This window comes from Micromonospora tulbaghiae, assembly GCF_900091605.1.
GTDB lineage: Bacteria > Actinomycetota > Actinomycetes > Mycobacteriales > Micromonosporaceae > Micromonospora > Micromonospora tulbaghiae.
The window spans coordinates 1-20,408 of record NZ_FMCQ01000005.1 but is presented as its reverse complement, the minus strand read 5'-3'; the positions used below and the strand labels follow the sequence as shown (position 1 = coordinate 20,408).

Annotated in this window: 16 protein-coding genes and 2 pseudogenes; 4 read left to right on the top strand and 14 right to left on the bottom strand. The window is 73.3% G+C overall.

Annotated elements, in window-relative coordinates:
• Nucleotides 1–3: 3 nt before the first annotated feature.
• Entirely contained in the window at nucleotides 4–3,354 is a 3,351-nt protein-coding gene (locus GA0070562_RS16090) for a S8 family serine peptidase (RefSeq protein ID WP_091422141.1), read from the bottom strand.
• Nucleotides 3,355–3,494: 140 nt separating this feature from the next.
• Here GA0070562_RS16090 and GA0070562_RS16085 point away from each other — a divergent pair, with 140 nt between their 5' ends.
• Nucleotides 3,495–4,061 carry a sugar O-acetyltransferase gene (locus GA0070562_RS16085; protein ID WP_091422138.1) on the top strand — a complete coding sequence of 189 codons (567 nt, stop codon included), beginning with the start codon at nucleotides 3,495–3,497 and terminating at the stop codon, nucleotides 4,059–4,061.
• Between the two features lie 83 nt (nucleotides 4,062–4,144).
• Nucleotides 4,145–6,730: a hypothetical protein gene (locus GA0070562_RS16080; protein WP_091422135.1), complete on the top strand. Its 2,586-nt coding sequence runs from the start codon at nucleotides 4,145–4,147 to the stop codon at nucleotides 6,728–6,730.
• A 43-nt stretch (nucleotides 6,731–6,773) separates the two neighbouring features.
• Here GA0070562_RS16080 and GA0070562_RS16075 read toward each other — a convergent pair whose 3' ends face one another.
• The 6 genes and pseudogenes from GA0070562_RS16075 to fdxA form a co-directional block, all read right to left on the bottom strand.
• Nucleotides 6,774–7,421: a nucleoside/nucleotide kinase family protein gene (locus tag GA0070562_RS16075; protein ID WP_091422132.1), complete on the bottom strand. Its 648-nt coding sequence runs from the start codon at nucleotides 7,419–7,421 to the stop codon at nucleotides 6,774–6,776.
• Nucleotides 7,421–7,504, bottom strand: a pseudogene (locus GA0070562_RS31035) (SIMPL domain-containing protein); the annotation flags it as partial. The gene GA0070562_RS16075 and the pseudogene GA0070562_RS31035, both read right to left, overlap by 1 nt.
• A gap of 3 nt (nucleotides 7,505–7,507) precedes the next feature.
• A pseudogene (locus GA0070562_RS16070) lies at nucleotides 7,508–8,065 on the bottom strand (SIMPL domain-containing protein); the annotation flags it as partial.
• 5 nt (nucleotides 8,066–8,070) lie between these two features.
• A complete protein-coding gene (locus GA0070562_RS16065; protein WP_091422129.1) occupies nucleotides 8,071–9,087 on the bottom strand; it encodes a prephenate dehydrogenase in 1,017 nt (338 codons plus the stop codon).
• 1 nt (nucleotide 9,088) lies between these two features.
• Nucleotides 9,089–10,198 (bottom strand): succinyldiaminopimelate transaminase, encoded by a 1,110-nt coding sequence (gene dapC, locus GA0070562_RS16060; protein ID WP_091423223.1) that lies wholly within the window; start codon nucleotides 10,196–10,198, stop codon nucleotides 9,089–9,091.
• Nucleotides 10,195–10,521, bottom strand: coding sequence for a ferredoxin (fdxA, locus tag GA0070562_RS16055; RefSeq protein ID WP_091422126.1), 327 nt, complete (start codon nucleotides 10,519–10,521; stop codon nucleotides 10,195–10,197). Before fdxA ends, dapC begins: the two co-directional genes overlap by 4 nt.
• A 79-nt stretch (nucleotides 10,522–10,600) precedes the next feature.
• On the opposite strand from fdxA, the gene GA0070562_RS16050 reads away from it, so the two are divergent.
• Nucleotides 10,601–11,572 (top strand): GNAT family N-acetyltransferase, encoded by a 972-nt coding sequence (locus tag GA0070562_RS16050; protein WP_091422122.1) that lies wholly within the window; start codon nucleotides 10,601–10,603, stop codon nucleotides 11,570–11,572.
• Nucleotides 11,573–11,584: 12 nt separating this feature from the next.
• On the opposite strand, the gene GA0070562_RS16045 is transcribed toward GA0070562_RS16050, so the two are convergent.
• From GA0070562_RS16045 to mshB, 3 genes are all read right to left on the bottom strand, one after another.
• Nucleotides 11,585–12,049 (bottom strand): hypothetical protein, encoded by a 465-nt coding sequence (locus GA0070562_RS16045; RefSeq protein ID WP_091422119.1) that lies wholly within the window; start codon nucleotides 12,047–12,049, stop codon nucleotides 11,585–11,587.
• 86 nt (nucleotides 12,050–12,135) lie between these two features.
• The gene (locus GA0070562_RS16040; RefSeq protein ID WP_091422117.1) at nucleotides 12,136–12,630 is read right to left on the bottom strand and encodes a hypothetical protein; all 495 of its coding nucleotides are present in this window, start codon (nucleotides 12,628–12,630) and stop codon (nucleotides 12,136–12,138) included.
• Nucleotides 12,627–13,550: an N-acetyl-1-D-myo-inositol-2-amino-2-deoxy-alpha-D-glucopyranoside deacetylase gene (gene mshB / locus GA0070562_RS16035; RefSeq protein WP_175438760.1), complete on the bottom strand. Its 924-nt coding sequence runs from the start codon at nucleotides 13,548–13,550 to the stop codon at nucleotides 12,627–12,629. Before mshB ends, GA0070562_RS16040 begins: the two co-directional genes overlap by 4 nt.
• Before the next feature lie 85 nt (nucleotides 13,551–13,635).
• Between mshB and GA0070562_RS16030 the strand changes: the two genes are divergently transcribed.
• Nucleotides 13,636–15,780 carry a prolyl oligopeptidase family serine peptidase gene (locus tag GA0070562_RS16030; RefSeq protein WP_091422110.1) on the top strand — a complete coding sequence of 715 codons (2,145 nt, stop codon included), beginning with the start codon at nucleotides 13,636–13,638 and terminating at the stop codon, nucleotides 15,778–15,780.
• A gap of 46 nt (nucleotides 15,781–15,826) precedes the next feature.
• Here the strand turns inward: GA0070562_RS16030 and GA0070562_RS16025 are convergent, their stop codons facing one another.
• The 4 genes from GA0070562_RS16025 to GA0070562_RS16010 form a co-directional block, all read right to left on the bottom strand.
• The gene (locus GA0070562_RS16025) at nucleotides 15,827–17,572 is read right to left on the bottom strand and encodes an ABC transporter substrate-binding protein (protein ID WP_091422106.1); all 1,746 of its coding nucleotides are present in this window, start codon (nucleotides 17,570–17,572) and stop codon (nucleotides 15,827–15,829) included.
• A 107-nt stretch (nucleotides 17,573–17,679) separates the two neighbouring features.
• On the bottom strand, nucleotides 17,680–18,666 hold the full coding sequence (locus tag GA0070562_RS16020) for an ABC transporter permease (RefSeq protein ID WP_091422104.1): 987 nt from the start codon (nucleotides 18,664–18,666) through the stop codon (nucleotides 17,680–17,682).
• Between the two features lie 13 nt (nucleotides 18,667–18,679).
• A complete protein-coding gene (locus GA0070562_RS16015; protein WP_091422099.1) occupies nucleotides 18,680–19,684 on the bottom strand; it encodes an ABC transporter permease in 1,005 nt (334 codons plus the stop codon).
• Nucleotides 19,681–20,408 (bottom strand): ABC transporter ATP-binding protein (locus GA0070562_RS16010; protein WP_091422096.1); only part of this gene is annotated, 728 nt, incomplete at its 5' end. The genes GA0070562_RS16010 and GA0070562_RS16015, both read right to left, overlap by 4 nt.

Here is a 20,408-nt window from a genome sequence, read left to right as displayed (position 1 = left end):
GGCTCACCGCAGGCGGTACGCCTGGATGATCCGCTGGGTCACGGTGTTGCCGGCGTCGTCACGGGCGGTGGCCCGCAGCGACGCGTACCCCGGGCCGGCCGGGTGCCGGACGGTGGCCGTCCACGCCCCGCCCTGCTTCTTCAGCGCCGCCTTGCGCCAGGTCTTCCCGCCGTCGTACGAGACGTCGACGGTGAGCGCCACGACCCGGCCGGACGGCGCGCCGGGCTGGCGCTGCACCGTCACCGGCACCGTGAACGTCCGGCCCGCCGGGGCGGAGCTGTCCACCGCCAGCGGCGGGGTGAACCGGACCGCCATGGCCGGGAGCCGGGCCGGCACGTCACCCGGAACCCGCTTGGAGCGGAACGTCCAGCTCGCCGAGACCTCGGTGCTCAGGTCGGTGAAGCCGCGCGTCGCCGTGGTCTCCAACCGGTAGTTCGCCGTTCCCGGCGGCAGCGTGAACTCGCCGTATCCCGGGTAGGGCGACTCGGCGAACAGCTTGCCGTTGCGGTAGAGCCGCGTCTGCTCGGTGTCGTTCAGCGAGCCGCCCGGGTGCCCGGCGGCGTCGCTGTGCACCGGCAGCGAGACCACGAGGGTGTCGCCGGTACGGGTGATGCCCTGCTCCGGCCACCGCGGCTGCGGGAACGACGGGCCGAACGGGGCCTTGTTCCACTCGTCGCGGTAGGTGTGACCGGCCCGGTAACGGGTCGGCCCGGACTCCAGCACCGCCCGCGGCTGCAACCAGCCGTCCTCGTCCCGCTCACCGAAGGCCAGTTCGGCGCTCCAGCGGGTCCGGGTGGTGGTGAGGTGGTCGATCCGCTTGCCGGGCACCTGGACGGGCAGGATGACCGCCGAGCCGCCCATGTTGTAGTCGGGCTCCGGGTACACGACCAGTTCGTTGTCCATCCCGGTGTAGCCGGCGGCGAACCGGTTGGCGACCGTGGCCAGGTCGGCGGGCCGGTAGTTCCGGACGAAGCCGGTCGGGAAGCGGCCCGGGAACAGCTCGTTCAGTCCGTAGAAGTACGGGCTGCGCTCGGGCGCGGTCGGCTCGGCCCACTGGCTGGCGAGGGAGCCGACGAACACCTTGTCGGAGACGCCACGGCCGACCTGGGCCGAGTAGAGGCCCTCGAACCTGTCGGTCCAGAGCCCGAAACTGGCGTAGTAGTCGTCGAATCCCCAGGCCGCTGTGACGTCGATCAGCAGCGGCGCCGCGCCGCGCTGCGGCACCGTGGTGCGGACCGGCTTCGCCCGCCGGGCGTCCAGCGCGAGCCGCTGGTTCCCGGTCACCACCAGCTCCGGCTGGGCGAGGAAGGAGATCTCCGACCAGCCCTGGTCGCCGTCCACGAAGATCAGGCTCTGCACGCCGTACCGGCCCTTGGGCACCCGGAGCCGGGCCTCGCCGTCGGCGTCGTACACGTCGCGGTAGCTGCCGTCGTCGAGCCCGAGCAGGCTCGTGTAGTAGCCGTCGGTCAGGGCACCGGAACGGTTGCGGTGCGTGACGGTCAGGTCGTAGCTCTCCACCTCGCGGTCGACCGCGAGCGGGGTCACCGCCACCGCGTCGCCGGCGCGGGCGAGCAGGCGGCCCGTCCAGTAGCCGTCGGCGCCGCCGAGCCGGGTGTCCGCCACGACCGTCACCTGGGCGGTGCCGCCCGCCGGAACGGTGAGCCGGGACGTGCTGAGGGTGAGCATGCCGGCCGGTGCGGTCCGACCGCCCGGCCCGGTGAACTCGGTGCTCAGGTCCAGCGTGAGCGGGGCGTTCCCGCCGTTGCGGTAGGTCACGGTCCGGCTGATCGGCTGGTCGTCGGTGTGCGGCCAGGTCGCCACGCCGAACGAGACGGACGCCGGTTCGCTGGTCACCTGCTGCGTGATCGCGCGAGCGAGGTCGACCCGGCCCGCGCCCTGCTGGAACGCGGTCTGCTCCGGGTGCGGCTTCGCCGAGGCCATCAGCGTCGCCTTGTAGCGGCCGGGCGTCCAGCCGGGGTGCTGCTGGGCGAGCAGCGCGACCGCGCCGGCCACGTGCGGGGCGGCCATCGACGTGCCGGACAGCGAGGCGTACCGGTCCCCCACCGGGTCGCCGATCTGACCGTTCGCGGCCCGTGCGGCCACGATCTCCACCCCGGGCGCGGTGATGTCCGGCTTGATCGCCCCGTCGCCGACCCGGGGACCGCGGCTGGAGAAGTCGGCGAGCGCGTCGTCCTGGTCCACCGCGCCGACCGCGAGCGCGGCGTCGGCGGTGGCCGGCGAGCCGACCGAGCCGTCGGCGCCGTCGTTGCCGGCCGCGATCACGAAGAGCGTCCCGTGCTGCTCGGTGAGCGTCCCGACCGCCTCCTCCAGCGGGTCCACCTCCGGGGAGTCGCCGCCGCTGAGGCTCATGTTGACCACCGTGGCGTGCTGCTCGGCCGCGGCCCACTGCATGCCGGCCAGGATGGCGGACTCGGTGCAGCCGTAGATCTCGCAGACCTTCCCGGACAGCAGCGTGGCGTCCGGCGCCACGCCCCGGTACTTCCCGCCGGAGGCGGCGCCGCTGCCGGCGATGGTGGAGGCCACGTGCGTGCCGTGCCCGACGATGTCGTCCGGGTCCGCCTCCTCGGTGAAGTTGCGCGATTCGGCGACCTTGCCGGCCAGGTCCGGGTGGGTGAGGTCGACGCCGGTGTCGAGCACCGCGACCCGCACGCCCTTCCCGGTCCAGCCGGCGGCCCAGGCGGTCGGCGCGCCGATCTGCGGCACGCTGTGGTCGAGCGTCACCCGCCGCCGGCCGTCGAGCCAGATCCGGTCGACACCCCCCGCCGCGTCGAGCCGGGCGCCGGAGCGGTCCGCGCTCAACGCCTTCCAGAGTGCGCCGGTGTCGCTCTTGTCGGCGACGACAGCCGCGCCGTCGATCGCCGGCAGGTCGCGGATCACCCGGGCGCCGGCGAGCGGGTCCGCCGTCCGCCGGGCCACCCCCGGCCGGTACGTCACGAGCAGCGGTACGGTGCCGCGGCGCGCGTCGTCGTAGCCGGCCTCGATCAGCCCGGTCACGTCGAACAGCCGCCGGTCGAGCTTGCCCGCGCGGACCAGCGGCAGCGCGTCCTGCGGCAGCACGGTGAGCCGGTCGCGCTCCCGCCCGACCACGAACTGGATGCCGGCACGGCCGGCGCCGGGGCGTACCGCGGCACGGCCGCCGGGGGCGACGCTGACCCGGTCGCCGGTGATCAGGGTGACGGTGACCGGGTGGGCGCCGGGCTGGGCGGACGGCCCGGTACGGGCGGACGGGCCGGTCGGCGCCGTGGGCGCGGCGGCCAGCGCGGGCACCGGCAGGCCGAGCGCCAGCGCCAGGCCGAGGCCGAGCGCCGTCAGCTTTCTGCGGTTCCGGAGCAACCTTCCTCCTTCGTCGGACGTTTCATCGATGAGAGACACATCGACGCGGATATCAGAATTACATACCGCGTATGCAACGGGAAGTCGCCGATCCGACGGAACCGCCACCCCGTTCCCGGGCCGGCCGGGACGATCGAGCGATGACCTCCATGAAGGACCGGATGCTGGCCGGCGAGCAGTACATCGCCGACGACCCCGCGATCATCGCCGACCTGGAGCGCGCGGCCCGGCTCGGTGAACGCTTCAACCGCAGCTCCGCCGACGACCCGCCGGGCCGCCTCGCCGCCCTGCGCGAGCTGCTCGGCTCACTCGGCGAGGACGCCTGGGTCCGGCCGCCGCTGTACTGCGACTACGGACACCGGACGCACATCGGCCCGCGCACCTTCGTCAACTTCAACGCGGTCTTCCTCGACGTCGCCCGCATCACCATCGGCGCGGACGTCCAGATCGGACCGAACGTGCAGCTGCTCACCGCCACCCACCCGGTGGAGCCGGAGGCGCGCCGGGCGAAGTGGGAGTCGGCCCAGCCGATCACCATCGGTGACAACGTCTGGCTCGGCGGGGGCGTGATCGTGCTGGCCGGAGTGACCATCGGCGAGAACACGGTGGTCGGCGCCGGCGCGGTGGTCACCCGCGATCTGCCGGCCAACGTAGTGGCGGTGGGTAACCCCGCTCGGCCGATCAGGAACCTGACTCAACCGTCCTGAGCTGCGAGAACAACCGTTCCAGCGGATGCGGATTTCCGACCCGTCGCGCACTCTGGGTAGCAGGACGCTTACCGGGAGGCACAATGGAACGGGTCCTCGAACTGCGCGTGCACGGGGTCTCCAACACCCCGCCGGATCAGCTGCTCGGCCTGACCGCCGGCGCCAACGGTGACAGTGCGCAACCAGCGCTGGTCGCCGGCGGTCAGGTGACCGGCTTCTACCGGTCGAGCACCGCGGGCCGGGACGACCCGATCACGGTCGAGGCGTACAGCTGGGGGCAGTTGACCTCCGGCGCGCGGACCCGGCGGGACGTGGAACGGGCGCTGTGGACGCTGATGCTCCCTTTCGCACTGGCGAACGTCGCGCTGCACGCCCGCGCCGGCATCCCGCCCGACCCCGACCAGGAACGCTGGGCCAGCCGGTCCGGCATCACCGCCTGGCTCATCCGCCTGTTCTGCCTGAGCCTGACCTGCACGCTCGTCCTCACCCTGACCGGCGTCGGAGTGGATCTGATCGGCTGGCAGTGCGTGGAGGCCGACTGCCTCGGCCGGCTCCCCGGCCCGTGGGAGTTCCTCGGCGACTCCTGGTGGCGCGAGGACACCCGGGCGCTCGCGCTCGGGCTGCTGCTGCCACTGCTCGTGCTGGCCGCGATCGGACTCGTCGCCTTCCGCACCTACCAGTACGAGGCGCAGATGCCCGCCGACCCGCACCACCACGCGCCGGCCCGGGAGGGCGGGGAGCCGGTCGAACGACCGGACCCGCGTGAACCCCCGCAGAACCCGCTCCAGGACCCGACGTTCTGGAACGGCGAGGGGCAACTGCGCCGGGCCGCCGTGCTGCACCTGTGCACCGGGGCGGTCAGCGCCGCCGCCGTACCGGTCACCGCGGTGCTGATCATGGACCCGCCGCACGGTGTCCGGGCCGCCGTCGCCTGGCCCACAGTGGCGCTGCTCGCCGTCGTGGTGATGATCGCCGTGGTGGCGGTCGCCCGGCCGTGGCTGAGCCGGCGTCAGGGCGCCACCCCGCTCGGCCGGTGGAGCGCGGCGGTAGCGACGCTCACCGCGCTCGCACTGATCGGCTCGTTCGCCCTGCTGCTGCTCCCCGACGGGGCGGCCGGGCAGCCGCTGTCGACGTACCGGCCGCCGGCCGGATGCGCCGCGCAACCGGACACCGCCGGCTGTCACGCCGACCGGTCCCTGCCCGGGTACGACACCGCGATCGCCTGGCTCATCGCGTACCAGGTGCTGTTGCTGCTCGCCATCGCCGCGGCGAACCGCTCCGGCCGCCGGGCGCTGGCCGGGCCCGCCGCCGGCATGCTGCTGCTGCCGCTCGGTGCGGCCTGGATCGAACGCGGCCTGCCCGCGCTGCCCGCCGCGCCGGACGAGCTGCGTACCTGGATGCTCGTCGGCCCGGCCGTCGCGCTGGCCACCGCCGGACTGTTCCTGCCCCGCCTGCGGCCGGCGGTGCCGACCCAGCCGCTCGGCGCGTACACCGATCTGGCCTGGCGGGGCTGCGCCCCGGCGGTCATCGCCGGGTTCGGCTGGATGATGGCGGTGGCGTACTGCGCCGGGCTGCTCTACTGGGTCAGCGACCGGCTCGACGGATCGGCCGAGCCGAGCGGCCCGAGCCGCGTCGTGCCGCCACTGGCCGTCTTCTGGGCCGGGCTGGCCTGCGCGGTCGGCCTGGCCGCGCTGATCGGGCTGCTGATCCGGGCGGTCGTCCTGCTGCACCGCCTGCGCCGGGTCGAGTACGCCCGGCTGGCCGCCACACCCGGCCTGTCCGCACACGACCTGCGGCGCTGCCGCGACGTCAGCACCTACCGGGCGCTGCACCGGCTGGTCGGCGAGCACGCGGTACGGCTGCTGGGCTGCTACGCGGCGTTCTGCGCGATCCTGGTCACCCTCTGCTGCGCCGCCGCGCTGTCCGGCGAACGGCCCAGCCCGCTGTCCCCGTCCGGCTGGCAGACCGCCATCCACTGGACCGCCGAGCGCGGCGACACGGTCCTCGGCTGGCTTCCGGTCGTGATGGCGGCGCTCGGGCTGCTCGTCTACCGCACCGACTCGGTCCGCCGCTCGGTCGGCGTGATCTGGGACGTGTGCACGTTCTGGCCCCGCGCCGCGCATCCGCTCGCGCCGCCCAGCTACGCCGAACGCGCCGTACCGGAGCTGCAGACCCGGGTGGCGGGGCTGCTGGCGTTGCCGCCGCACCACAACGACCGGATGGACGGCGTCATCCTCTCCGGGCACAGTCAGGGCACCGTCATCTGCGCCGCGGTGCTGCTGCAACTGCCCCGCCGGTGGCGGCTACGGACCTGGTTCTTCTCCTACGGCTGCCAGCTCACCCGGCTCTACGGGCGGGTCTTCCCGTCCTACTTCGGGCCGGAACGGCTGCGGGCGCTGGCCGGCGCGCTCACCTGGCCCGGCGGGCACGTGGCCTGGACGAACTTCTGGCGGGACACCGACCCGCTGGGCTGGCAGGTCAGCGCCGGTCAGCGGGACGTGCCGGTGGCCGACCCGGAGGCGCTGCACCCGTCCGGCGGCGAGGTGGCCGACCCGCCCATCCGCAGCCACAGCGGCTACCCGGAGGCGGTGCAGTTCACCCGCGAGCGGGCGGTGGTGGCCCGGCTGCTGCGCCGCACCGTGCCGTCACCCCGGCAGCGGACCGGCTGACCGTGCGCCACTGCGACGGCGGGTCGGCCGGTGACGCCCGGCGTCACGCCCGCGGCGGGTCGGCCAGGCGTACCACCAGGTCGGCGTGCGCGGCCGTGCCGGCGACCCGCCGCGCGTTCTCCTCGTCGCTGCCGAGCGCCCAGGCACGGGCCTGCTCGGGCGACTTCCCGTACGACTCGTGGCGGGCGCTGAGCCGGCGCAGCCGCAGCTCCGCGTCCAGGTCGAGGAACCAGATCTGGTGTACGAGCGTGCGCACCTCCTCCCACGGGTCGTCCCGCAGCAGCAGGTAGTTGCCCTCGGTGACGACCAGGCGCACCTCGGGCGGCACCTCGATCGCCCCGGCGACCGGCTCCTCCAGGTCGCGGCGGAACTCCGGTGCCCACACCGACGTCGGCTCCAGCCGGCGCAACCGGCGCAGCACGGAGACGAAGCCGTTGACGTCGAACGTGTCCGGCGCGCCCTTGCGGTCGGCCCGGCCGAGCCGTTCCAGCGCCGACCCGGCCAGGTGGAAGCCGTCCATCGGGACCAGCCGGGCGACCGGGCCGAGCGCGGCCACGATCCGTTCCGCCAGTGTGGACTTGCCCGCCCCCGGCGCGCCTGCGATGCCGAGCAGCTGACGCGGGCCGTCCTCGGCCAGCGCGCGCGCCCGGGCGACCAGCTCGTCGAGCGGGAGTACTTCCGCCTGTGGCATCAGCCCAGCACCGGCTCGCTGATGGTGAACCGCGCCTCGACCGCCGCCTGCACCGGCTGCGGCGCCGGGTCCAGTTCCAGCTCGAACTCCGGTTGTTCGCCGGAGCGCGCGTACGCCGCCTTGACCATCATCGGCGGGCCGGCGCTCATCCCGGTGTCGGACAGCTCGCGCAACGCGATCACCCGGGCGCCGAGCGCCTCGGCGTACTCCCGGGCCCGGACCAGCGCGTCGGCGATGGCGGCGTGCCGCACCTCGCGGTAGGCCGGGCTGTCCGGCCGCAGCGACCACACCGGCCCGGCCACCTCGACCTGCTCCTGGTCGGCCAGGCGGAGCATCAGGTCACCGAGCGCCGTGAAGTCGGTGGTCGTCACAGTGGTGCTCACGCTGCCCTGATAGGCCACCACCCGGTCGCCGGAGCGCTTCGTCACCGGCCAGACGTGGACCTGGCCGGTCTCCCGGCGCTCCACGGCCGGCTCGGCCGCGTCGAGCAGCGCGCGCACCGCGGCGGCCCGTTCGGCCAGCCGCGTCAGCGTGGTCTCCCGGTCCCGGTCCCGCGCCGTCGCCGTCACCGTGAAACGGGCCAGCTCGGGAGCCACCTCCCGGTAAGCCTCACCGCGTACCGCCACGACCGGTGCGTCCGCCATGCCGCTCAGCCTAACGGCGGGGTGGCCGGCAGGTGCCCCATGTAGGTGACCGCGCCGGCCGCCTCCCGGACCTCGCTCAGGTGGCCGCCCGCCGCGCCCAGCTCCCGCAGGTACGCCAGCTCGCCAGCGTGGTCGGCGGCGGCCGGGAACTCCCGCCGGTGTGCGGTGAACGTACGAGCCCGCAGCGTGGAGCGGACGTCCCGCCCCTCGGCGAACCGGTCGGCCAGCGCGCCGGCGTCGCCACCGCGCAGCGCAACGGTCAGCTCGTCCAGGAACGCGCCGAGCGCGTCCAGTTCGGCGAGCACTCGGTCCCGGTTGCCGAGCAGCATGTTCGCGGTCCGCTCGGGCGGCCCGCCGGCGACCCGGGTGCCGTCGGAGAAGCTGCCGGCGGCGAGCGTCAGCACCGCGTCCCGCAGCGCCGACCGGTGCACGGTCCCGGCCAGCGCGCCGGCCAGCACGTGCGGTACGTGCGAGGCGAGCGCGGCGGCGCCGTCGTGCTCCGGGGCGGACATGGGCACCACCCGGGCGTGGAAGACGTCCACCAGCAGCACCGCCAGCCGCCGGAACGCGCTCAGGCCGGTCGGCCCCGGGCAGAGCACCCAGGCGGCGCCGTCGAGCAGCTCCGGGCTGGCCGCGCCCGCTCCGGCCCGGTCCGCGCCGGCCATCGGGTGGCCCGGCACGAAGCGATGCCCGAGCCCCTGGACGGTGGCGGCGGTGCTCACCTCGGCCTTGACGCTGCCCACGTCGGTCAGCACGCAGCCGTCGTCGGTCACGGCGGCGACCCGGGCCAGCGTCGTCGGCAGCGTGGGCAGCGGGCCGCACAGGAACACCACGTCCCGGCCGGTGACCGCCTCCTCGACGGTGCCGGGAGCGTCGACGCCCCGGTCACGTACCTGCCGGCGGGCCGCCGGATCGGGATCCCAGCCGGCGACGTCGAGCCCGGCGTCGCGCAGCCGCAGCAGCACCGAACCGCCGATCAGCCCGGTGCCGACCACCGCCGCCCGCGCCAGCCCGCCCGCCACGTCATACCCCGGCGAGCCGCCCGGCCACCGCGTCCACGTGCTCGTCGGACTCGGTGAGGGCCACCCGGACGTGCCGGGCGCCGGCCGGGCCGTAGAAGACACCGGCGGCCACCAGGATGCCCCGGCGGGCCAGCCGGTCCACCGTCTCCCAGCAGTCCTCGTCCCGGGTGAGCCACAGGTAGAGCCCGGCCTCCGAGTGCTCGACTGTGAAGCCGGCGCCGGTGAACGCCTCGCGCAGCTTCTCCCGCCGGGCGCGGTAGCGCTCCCGCTGAGCGTCGGCGTGCTCCTGGTCGCCGAGCGCGGCCACCATGGCGGCCTGCACCGGCGCCGGCACGATCAGGCCCGCGTGCTTGCGGATCTTGAGCAGCTCGGCCACCAGCGCCGGGTCACCGGCGACGAACCCGGCCCGGTAGCCGGCCAGGTTGGAACGCTTGGACAGCGAGTGCACCGCCAGCACGCCGTCGTACGAGCCGCCGCACACCTGCGGCGAGAGCACCGAGACTGGCTCGGCGTCCCAGCCCAACGGCAGGTAGCACTCGTCGCTGGCGACCACGGCGCCGCGCTCGCGCGCCCACTCGACCACCTTGCGCAGGTGGGCGGCGGGCAGCACGCGGCCGGTCGGGTTGCCCGGCGAGTTGACCCAGACCAGGCGGACCCGGGGATCCGGGCCCAGCGCGGTCAGCGAGTCGGTGCGTACCGTCGTCGCGCCGGCGAGCCGGGCCCCGTCCTCGTAGGTCGGGTAGGCGACCGACGGCACCACGACCACGTCACCGGGGCCGAGCCCGAGCAGCGTGGGCAGCCAGGCCACCAGCTCCTTGGAGCCGATCGTGGGCAGCACGCCCAGCCCGTCGACGCCCGCGCCGCAGGCCCGCGCGACCCAGGCCGCGATCGCGTTCCGCAGGGCGGGCGTACCGGCGGTGAGCGGGTAGCCCGGCGCGTTGGACGCGTCGGCCAGGGCCTGCCGGATCAGGTCTGGCACCGGGTCGACCGGCGTGCCCATCGACAGGTTGATGAGACCGTCCGGGTGCGCCGCGGCCGTGGCGGCCGCGGCGTCCAGGGTGTCCCAGGTGAAGTCGGGCAGCCGTGCCGAGACCGGCGTGCGCCGGTTCAGTGGCCCTCGCCGCGCGGCGGCTGCGCGGCGACGAAGGTGGCGTCCTTCTCCACCTTGCCGATCTTCGAGGCGCCACCGGGCGAGCCCAGTTCCTCGAAGAACTCGTAGTTGGCCCCGGTGTAGTCCTTCCACTGCTCCGGGACGTCGTCCTCGTAGAAGATCGCTTCCACCGGGCAGACCGGCTCACAGGCACCACAGTCGACGCACTCGTCGGGGTGGATGTAGAGCATCCGGTTGCCCTCGTAGATGCAGTCGACCGGGCACTCCTCGATGCATGCCTTGTCGAGCACATCCACGCACGGCTCGGCGATGATGTAGGTCACCGGTCTTCTCCTCCGCAAGACTCGTCGCGATCAACCGCAACGGTAAGAGCCTAGTATCTCGCCGGGGAGGGGGTCGATCGTGCTCCGACAGCAGGACGTGGGACACCGGATCGTGGTCCGCCGGATTGTGGGGATTCGCGAGGGCCGCACGCTGTTCTCCGACGCGCTCGGCGAGCTCGTGGAGCTGAGCGAGACCCACATCACCCTGTCCACCGACGCCGGGCCGCTGCGCGTACCGGTGGCCGAGGTGCACCGGGCAAAGCGGGTGCCACCGGCCCGCCGGCCCACCGCCGCCGCCGTGGTCGCGCTGGAGCTGGCCGCCGACGAGGCGTGGCCCGCACCGGTACGCGGACGGCTCGGCGACTGGCGGCTGCGCTGGGCCGACGGCTGGACCGGGCGGGCGAACAGCGCGCTGCCGGTCGGCGACCCGGACCGCCCGCTGCCCGCCGCGCTGGACGCGGTGCAGCGCTGGTACGCCGAGCGCGGCGGGCCCGCGCTGGTGAACACCCCGCTGCCGCTGGCCGCCCCGGTGGGCGCGGAGCTGGACGCGCGCGGCTGGACGTCCCGGCCCCCGGTGCTGGTGCAGACCGTCCCGCTGCGCACCCTGACGGCGCCGCCGGCCACCGCGGCACCGGCCACCGACGTGCCGCCGGTGACGCTGGCGGATGCTCCGGCCGACGACTGGCTGGCGATCGCCGCCGGCCGCAAGGGCGGGCTGCCGGACGCCGCCCGGCAGGTGCTCACCGGGACGCCCCGGGTCCGCTTCGCCGAGCTGCGCGAAGACGGCCGACTGCTCGCGGTCGGGCGGGGCACGGTGACCGGCGAGGGCCGCTGGCTCGGTGTCAGCCTGCTGGAGACGGTGCCGCAGGCGCGCCGCCGAGGGCTCGCGGTCGCTGTCGTACGCGCACTGGCCGGGTGGGGCGCCGGCGAGGGCGCCACCCACGCGTTCCTCCAGGTCGAACAGAGCAACACCGGCGCTGTGGCGCTCTACCGAGGGCTCGGCTTCACCACCCACCACACCTACCTGACCCGGGTCGCCCCGGCGGCCTGAGCGGCGCTCCGGTCAGCGCCGGACGATCTTGCGGGGCCGGGTGCGCTTCATCTCGGCGTACCGCTTGAGCTGGCGGGACCGGTAGTCCCGGCCCAGCGCGGTCAGGATCAGGTAACCGACCAGCACGCCCGCCGCGGTGGCCGCGAGATAGAGCCAGATCTGGGCGAAGAAGAGGCCGGCGCCGCCACCGAACGGGTTCTCCCCGACCACCAGCGGGCCGACGAACACGGTGAGCGCCAGCGCGACCGCGACCGCGACGGCCAGCTCGCCGGCCCAGCGGCCCAGCGGCCGGTCGGCGCCCCACCGGAACGCGGTGCCGGCCAGGATCAGCCCGATGACCAGGAACATGGCGAGCGAGACGCGGCCGGAGGCGGTGTCGTCGTCCGGGAACGCGAATCTGATGACCAGCCGGGCCACCACGTTCACCCCGAACAACGCGGCCGCCAGCACGCCTACCGCACGCCACCGCTGAGTCATCGCACGCCTCCAGCCGTACCGCCCGCTCCCTCGGCGGGCCTCTTGGCAGGAATGTCTACCACCGCGAGCTGTGCGGCGTCAGCACCTCACCGTGCGTCCGGTGGTGTCACCAGGTGCCGGAAGCCCAGTACCGCGAACGTGACCGCGCCGGCCACGATCAACGCGAGGCCGAGCACGTTGTCACCGGCGAGCGCCAGATCGCCCTCGACGGTCCGGAAACCCCCCACCACGATCACCAGGAACCACGGCAGCGCGCCGAGCACCACCGCCCAGCGCGTACCCGTCGAGCGGTGGGCGAACCGGCCCAGCAGCACCGTCGTCGCCACCACGGCGACGACCCCGGCGGCCACCAGGCCGACCCCGAGAAGCGCCCGCAGCCCGCCGGAGCGGCCCTGCACGGTCTCCCAGGCCCAGGTCGCGAAGATCAGGTCGAGCAGCGCCAGCAGGACGCCGGCCCAGACCGTCACGACGCCGCCGGCCACCCGCAGCGCGCGGTCGAGCATCCGCTCCGCCGGGCTCGGCGTCGCGGCCGTCGGCGGCTGCTCGGGGAGGGTCGACACGGGTACGGCCGGCAGCGTCACCGGAGACCGGCCGCCGCGACCGGGGACCGGTGCGTGCCGTCCAGGGCGATCCCGGCGAAGAGGTCGTCCTCCCAGCCGTACGGGCCGGCGCCCGGGCCCTTCTCGCCGACCGCGAGCGTGTAGTACTCGACGCCCATGAACTCGCCGCCGAAGTTGCCGGCGATCGAGTAGAGCCAGGAGTTGGCCGGGATCTGGGTGGCGTGGGCGCGCATCGCCGCCTCCTTGGCGGCGTGCTGGTCGGTCCCGTCGATCCGGGCGGCGATCTCCGCGTCCGGCGTGCCGAACGGCAGCTCGTCGGCGCTCTCGATGCCGGCGAACGGGTTGTCCGAGGACTCGGTGAACGTCTCCAGGCCCGCGTCGAGCACGCTGCGCGGCATGGCCGTCCAGTAGACCTTCGCCGGGGCGATCCCCTCGGCCGCGGCCAGCTCCACCGCCCGCATCGCCACCCGGTGCGCCTGGATGTGGTCGGGGTGGCCGTAGAAGCCGTCCGGGTCGTAGGTGACGAGCACCTGGGGGCGGACCTCGCGGATGACCTCCACCAGGTACCCGGCGGCGACGTCCAGGTCGGCCTGCCAGAACGCCCGCGGGTGCTCGTTGGTGGTCAGGCCCATCATCCCGGAGTCGCGGTAGCGGCCCGCGCCGCCGAGGAACCGGTGGTCGGTGACGCCGAGCGCGGCGCAGGCGGCGGCCAGCTCGCCGATCCGGTAGCCGCCGAGCTGGTCCGCCTCGGCCGCGCAGAGCTGGGCCAGCGCCGGGACGTGGATCTCGCCCTCCTCGCCCAGCGTGCAGGTGACGAGCGTGACGTGGGCGCCGGTGGCGGCGTAGTGCGCCATCGTCGCGCCGGTGCCGATCGACTCGTCGTCGGGATGCGCGTGGACCAGCAGGAGGCGTCGGTCGGGCAGGGTCGTCACGCCCGTCACTCTAACCGGCGGTCCTGCCCGCTCGACGGTGATGCGTCCGCCCAGGTCGGCCACATCACCCCCGGCACCCGCCTACTCTGCAGGCGTGGACTTTCCCGAGCTGGCCGCCCGTACCCGTCGGTTCAGCCACGGGGCGCCGCGCGCCGTCTCCGTCGCGGGCGACGGCGCCCGGGTGATCTTCCTGCGTTCCGCGGGACCGGAGGACCCGGCCGACGCGCTCTGGCTGCTCGACGTCGACAGCGGCGAGGAACGACTGGTCGCGGACCCGGCGGTGCTGCTGGGCACCGACGCCGAGCCGGCCCGCCTCGCCCCCGGTGAACGGGCGCTGCGCGAGCGGTTGCGGCTCAGCTCCGGCGGCATCGGCTCGTACGCGCTGGACTCGGCCGGCCGGGTCGCCGCGTTCGCGCTGGCCGGACGACTGTTCCGGGCCGACCTGGTGCACGGCGACGTGGTCGAGGTGGCAGCCGCCGGGCCGGTGATCGACCCGCGGCCCGACCCGGCCGGCGAGCGGCTGGCGTACGTCACCGACGCCGCCGAGGATGTGCGCCGGGGCCAGTTGCGGGTGGTGGAGCCGGACGGTACGGACAACCTGCTCGCCGGGGAGGACAGCGGCGTCACCTGGGGCCTGGCCGAGCACATCGCCGCCGAGGAGTTCCACCGCTACCGGGGTTACTGGTGGGCGCCGGACGGCCGCAGCGTGCTGGCCGCCCGGGTCGACGAGTCCCGCCTGGAACGCTGGTACCTGCACGACCCGGCCGACCCGGCGAGCCCGCCGACGTCACTCGCGTACCCCGTGGCGGGTGGGCCGAACGCGGAGGTCAGCCTGCACCTGCTCGACCTCGACGGCGGCTGGGTCGACGTGCACTGGGACCGGGAGACCTATCCGTACCTGAGTTCGGTGGACTGGGCCGAGGGCGGGCCGCTGATCACCGTGCTGCGCCGCTCGCAGCAGCACGGCCTGGTGCTCGCGGTGGACCCGCGCACCGGGGAGACGCAGGTGCACGCCGAGCTGGCCGATCCGCGCTGGGTGGAGCCGATCCCGGGAACCCCGGCGCACCTGCCCGACGGGCGGGTGCTGGTCGGTGGCGAGCTGGCCCACGACGGGTACGACGCGCGCTGCCTGTTCGCCGACGGCACGCTGCTCACCCCACCCTCGCTGTACGTGCGACGGGTGGTCGGGCGGCTGCCGAACGGCCCGAACGCGGCGGCGGACCTGCTGGTCGAGGCGAGCGAGGGCGAGCCGAGCCAGCGCCACCTCTACCGGGTGCGGACCACCATCGGCGGCGGCATGGACGCCCGCCGGATGGGCAGCGACCCGGGCTGGCACACGGCCTCGATCGGCGGGTCGACGCTGGCGGTGGGCATCGCCTCGCTGGAGCACGCCGGGGTCCGCTGGCGGGTGTGGCACGGCGACCGCGAGGTGGCCGAGCTGCGCTCGTTCGCCGCCACCTGCTCGTACGCGCCGCGGCCGACGATGGTCCGGGTGACCGACCGGCGGCTGCCCAGCGCGGTGCTGTACCCGGCCGAGCACGTCAAGGGCACCCGGCTGCCGGTGCTGCTGGACGTCTACGGCGGGCCCGGCCACCAGGAGGTGGTGGCCGCCCGCGGCGTCTGGCTGGAACGGCAGTGGTGGGCCGAGCAGGGCTTCGCTGTGGTCACCATCGACAACCGGGGCACCCCGGGCATCGCGCCGTCGTTCGAGAAGGCGATCCACCGCCGGGTCGCGGACGTCATCCTGACCGACCAGGTGGACGCGCTCACCGCGCTCGCCGACAAGCACCCGGATCTGGACCTGGAGCGGGTGGCGGTGCGCGGCTGGTCGTTCGGCGGCTGGCTGGCCGGGCTGGCGGTGCTGCGCCATCCGGAGTTGTTCAAGTGCGCGATCGTCGGCGCGCCGGTCACCGACTGGGCGCTGTACGACACCGCCTACAGCGAGCGCTACCTGGGCATGCCGGACGACGGGATGGACGTCTACGCGCACCACTCGCTTGTCGAACTGGCCGCCGAGCCGCTCGGCGACCCGGCGCAGGCCCGGCCGATGCTGCTGGTGCACGGCCTGGCCGACGACAACGTGCTCGCCGCGCACACGCTGCGGCTGTCGGCCGCGCTGCTGTCCACCGGCCGCCCGCACGCGGTGCTGCCGCTCACCGGCGCGAGCCACCTGGCCGCCGGTGGGGTGTCCGAGCGCCTGCTCCGGCTGGAGCTGGACTTCCTGCGCCGCTACCTGTGAGGAAGGGCCCCTCGACGAGGGGCCCTTCCGTCAACCACGGGTGTGGCTACTGCTTGACGTACGCGTTCACGAAGCTGGGCCAGCCGAAGATGCTGCCGATGAAGAGGCCGCCGGCCTTCTCACCGTGGGCCACGGAGACCACCTCGTTGTAGAGCGGCACCGCGGGCGCCGACTCCTTCATCAGCTTCTCGTCCAGCTTGCTCCACTCGTCGGCCTGCTTGGCCGGGTCGAGGGCGAGCACGCGGTCGAACTCGGCGTTGATCGCCTCGCTGTTGAGCTGGGAGGTGTTGCTGTTGCCCTCGGCCTTGAGGCCGCGACCGTCGAAGAGCACCGGCAGGACCGAGGCGCCGCTGGGCCAGTCGGCCGCCCAGGAGTCGACCCAGATGTCCCACGGGTTGTCCTTCTTCTTCACGAAGTCGAGGTAGCCGTCGGCCGGGATCGGCTTGACGGTGACCGTGAAGCCGGCCTTCTCCAGCGCGTTCTTGACCTGGGTGGCGGTCTCCTGCTGCCAGGTCTCGTCCCCGGTGCCGAGCACCAGGTTGACCGGCTTGCCGCCCAGCGCCTCCTTCGCCTTCGCCGGGTCGCCGCTCTCACCGGCCGGGTACGCGTCGAACTTCTTGTACCCGAGCGTGGTCGGGGGCAGCAGCGTGGTCAGCGGCATGGCGCCGTACGGGCCGCCGAGGTTCTTGGTGATGCTGCTGCGGTCGATCGCGTAGTTGATCGCCTGCCGCACGGACAGGTCGGTGACGCGGGTGGTGTTGATGCTCAGCCGGAACACGTTCGGCGTCGCGGCGACGATCATCCGCGCCTTGAGCGCCGGGTCACCGGTGATCTTCGCGAGCAGTTCGGACGGCACGCCACCGCTGGCCACCGCCGCCGCGTCGTTGCCGGTGCCGGCGAGGACCCGGTTGGTCTGGGTGTTCTGGTCCGGGCCAAGGGTCCAGACGAACTTGTCGGGGTACGCGTGCCGCACCGCGTCGGTGGCCGGGTCCCAGTTCGGGTTGCGCTCCAGCACCATCTCCACGCCGGGCTGGATCTTGGTGAACCGGTACGGCCCGGACGAGAACGGCATGTTGTCCAGGTTGACGCCGGTGTCCTTGTCCGGCGGCAGCGGCGCCGTGGCCGGGAGCGACACCGCGAACGGCAGGTCGCAGCGGGGCTTGCTGAACTCGAAGCGCAGCGTGCGCGGGTCCGGCGTGGTCAGGCCGGGCGGCAGCGAGGTCTTGTTCTTCTTGAAGTCCCACTTGGTGTCGTACTGCGGGGTGTCGGCCAGCCACTCCTGCAGGTAGGTGGGGCCGCCGGTCAGGTCCGGGTCGAACGAGCGGGCGATGCCGTACGCGATCTCCTTGGAGGTGATCGGACGGCCGTCCTCGAACTTGACGCCCTCCTTGATCGTGAACTCCCAGACCTTGCAGTCGTTGTTCACGTTCTTGCCGGGCGTCTCGGCCAGGTCGCCGACCAGCGTGACGTTGCCCTTGCCGTCGTCCTTGAAGGTGGTGAGGAAGCGGGCGTAGAGCTGGCTGCCCATCAGGCCGGCGAACGAGTAGACCCGCTGGGGGTCCAGGTGGGAGATCTTGCTCTCCCGCAGGATGTAGAAGGTCCCGCCCTTGGCCGCGCCGGGCACCTCAGCCGCGGGGCCGAGCGAGTCCTTCGGGTCGGTCGCGATGGCGCCGCTGCGGGGCTTGTTCGTGTCCACGCTGTCGCCGCTGTCGCCGGTGTTCTTGCTGCACGCACTGAGGGCGACCACCAGTGCCATCGCGCCGCCCACGGCGGTGGCGAGTCTTGCTCGCATACTCAACTCCTCGGGTCCGATGAAGGAAAGCTTCGCCTAGCTTTCACTCGCGGTAAATTTCGAGCAGATAACGGGGCCACAACGATCGACCACCGGCTAAGCCCGGGTCAGCCGAGGCGCACCCGGGGATCGATGAACGCGTAGAGCAGATCGACAATGATGTTCGCCACCACCACGAACAACGCCGACACCAGGACCGTGGCCATGATGGTCGGCAGGTCGCCCTGGCGCACCGCCTCCACCGCCGTGCGCCCCAGCCCTTGGATGCCGAACGTCGTCTCGGTGATGACAGTGCCGCCCAGCGCCGCGCCGACGTCGATGCCGGCGATCGTCACGATCGGCGTGATCGCGGCGCGCAGCGCGTGCCGCCCGTACACCTTGCGTTTCGCCACGCCCTTGGCCCGCGCGGTCCGGACGAAGTCCTCGGAGAGCGTCTCCAGCATCTGCGCCCGGGACAGCCGGGCGTAGATCGCGGAGAAGAGCAGCGCGAGCGTCACCCACGCCAGCACCAGGCCGCGCGCCCACTCCACCGGGTTCTCCAGGAACGGCACGTACCGGGGTGTCGGCAGGATCTTCAGCGAGTACACGAAGATCAGCAGCAGGACGGCGCCGACGAAGTAGAGCTGCAGCGACGCGAACGTCAGCGTCAACCCGATCGAGATGCGGTCGAGCAGCGACCCCCGCCGTAGTGCCGAGATCATCCCGAGTCCCACCCCGAGCGCCAGCCAGAGCACCGCCGCCGGGAGCACGATGTTCAACGTCACCGGCAGCACCCGGGCGAACGTGTCGGTCACCGACTCGCTGTTCACGTAGGAGTAGCCGAGGCAGGGCGCCTCGCACTTGCCGCCCTGCGCGCTGCCCAGGTCACGGCCGACAAAGATGCCCTTCATGTAGTTGACGTACTGCGTCGGCTTCGGGTCGTTGAGCCCCAGCTCCGTGCGCACCCGCTCCAGCCGCTCGGCGTTGCAGTTCTTCGGGCACATGCCGGTCACCGGGTCGCGGGGCAGCGCGAAGAACATGAGGAAGCTGACGATGCTCACCGCCAGCAGCACCGAGACGGCGAGCAGCAGCCGCTTCAGCAGAAACCGCACCATGGCGTCGAACCCCCTACCGTGACGACTTCGGGTCGAGCGCGTCGCGCAGCGCGTCGCCGAAGAGGTTGAACGCCAGCACGAGCGCGAAGATGGTGATGCCGGGGAAGAAGACGTACGCCGGATCGGTCTGCAGGTAGTCGATGCTCCGGTAGATCATCCGGCCGAAGCTCGGCACCGACTCGGGCAGGCCGACGCCGAGGAAGGACAGCGCCGCCTCCCCCGTGACGTACGACGGCACCGCGAGCGAGAACGCCACCAGGATCGGGGCCCAGATGTTCGGCAGCAACTGCCGGAACAGCATGTGCCCGAGCCCGGCGCCGCTGGCCCGCGCCGCCTCCACGAACTCCCGCTCGCGCAGCGAGACCACCTGGCCCCGGACGAGCCGGGCCGTGCCGGTCCAGCCGAACGCGGCGAAGACCACGATCAGCGTGGTCACCGCGAACCACGTCGGTACCGCGTCCCGGGGGCCGTAGAAGCGCAGCGAGAACGTCGGCACCACGGCCAGCGCGAAGATGAGGAACGGCAACGCCAGCGCGACGTCGGTGATCCAGCTGATCACCGCGTCGACCACGCCGCCCAGGAAGCCGGCGACGATCCCGAGCACCACGCCGATCGTCGTGGTGACGAGCGCGGCGCCGAGCGCGATCAGCAGCGACGTCCGGATGCCGTAGATCATCCGGATGAAGATGTCCCGGCCCAGGCCCGGTTCCAGCCCGAACCAGTGGTCGCCGCTGACGCCGCCCACGTAGCCCAGCGGCATGCCGGTGGAGTCCAGCAGCTCACCGAACTGCTGGTTCGGCGACACGCCGTAGAGCCGCTGGATCAGCGGGGCGGCCACCGCCACCAGGATGAACAGGGCCAGCACGATGCCGCTGACCATGGCGGTGCGGTCGCGCCGCAGCCGGGCCCAGACGAGCTGGCCGGGTGAGCGGCCGACCAGCCGCTTCTTCTCGTCCGGCTCCTGCCCGGGGGACTCGATCTCGGCGAGCGCCACACCCTCGACCGGCGACAGGCTCATTTCGACACCTCCACGGGTTCGCCGGTCGGCACGCCGACCGGTCCGCTCTCCGGGTAGTGGCAGGCGGTGAGCTGCCCGCCGCCGTCCCGCGTGACCAGCGCCGGCTCCTCGCTGGCGCAGTGGTCGGTGGCTTTCCAGCAGCGGGTGCGGAAGCGGCAGCCTGATGGTGGGTTGAGTGGGGTGGGGACGTCGCCGGTGAGGCGGATGCGTCCGGCGGGGCCGAGGGCGGTGACGTCGGGGATGGCGGACAGCAGTGCTCGGGTGTAGGGGTGCTGAGGGCGGGTGTAGATGGTGTCGCGGTCGCCGATCTCGACGATCTTGCCGAGGTACATGACGGCGACGCGGTGGCAGAAGTGCCGGACGACGGCGAGGTCGTGGGCGATGAACACGAACGCCAGGTCCAGATCTTTTTGCAGGTCGCGTAGCAGGTTGATGACCTGCGCCTGGATGGACACGTCCAGCGCGGAGACGGGTTCGTCGGCCACGATCAGTTTCGGTTTCAATGCCAGGGCGCGGGCGATGCCGATGCGCTGGCGTTGCCCGCCGGAGAACTCGTGCGGGTACCTGTTGTAGTGCTCCGGGTTCAGGCCGACCAGTTCCAGCAGTTCCTGGACGCGGTGTTTGACGCCGCCGGGCGGGGTGATCCCGTTGACCTGCAACGGCATCGCCACGATCCGCCCGACCGTGTGCCGCGGGTTCAACGACGCGTACGGGTCCTGGAAGA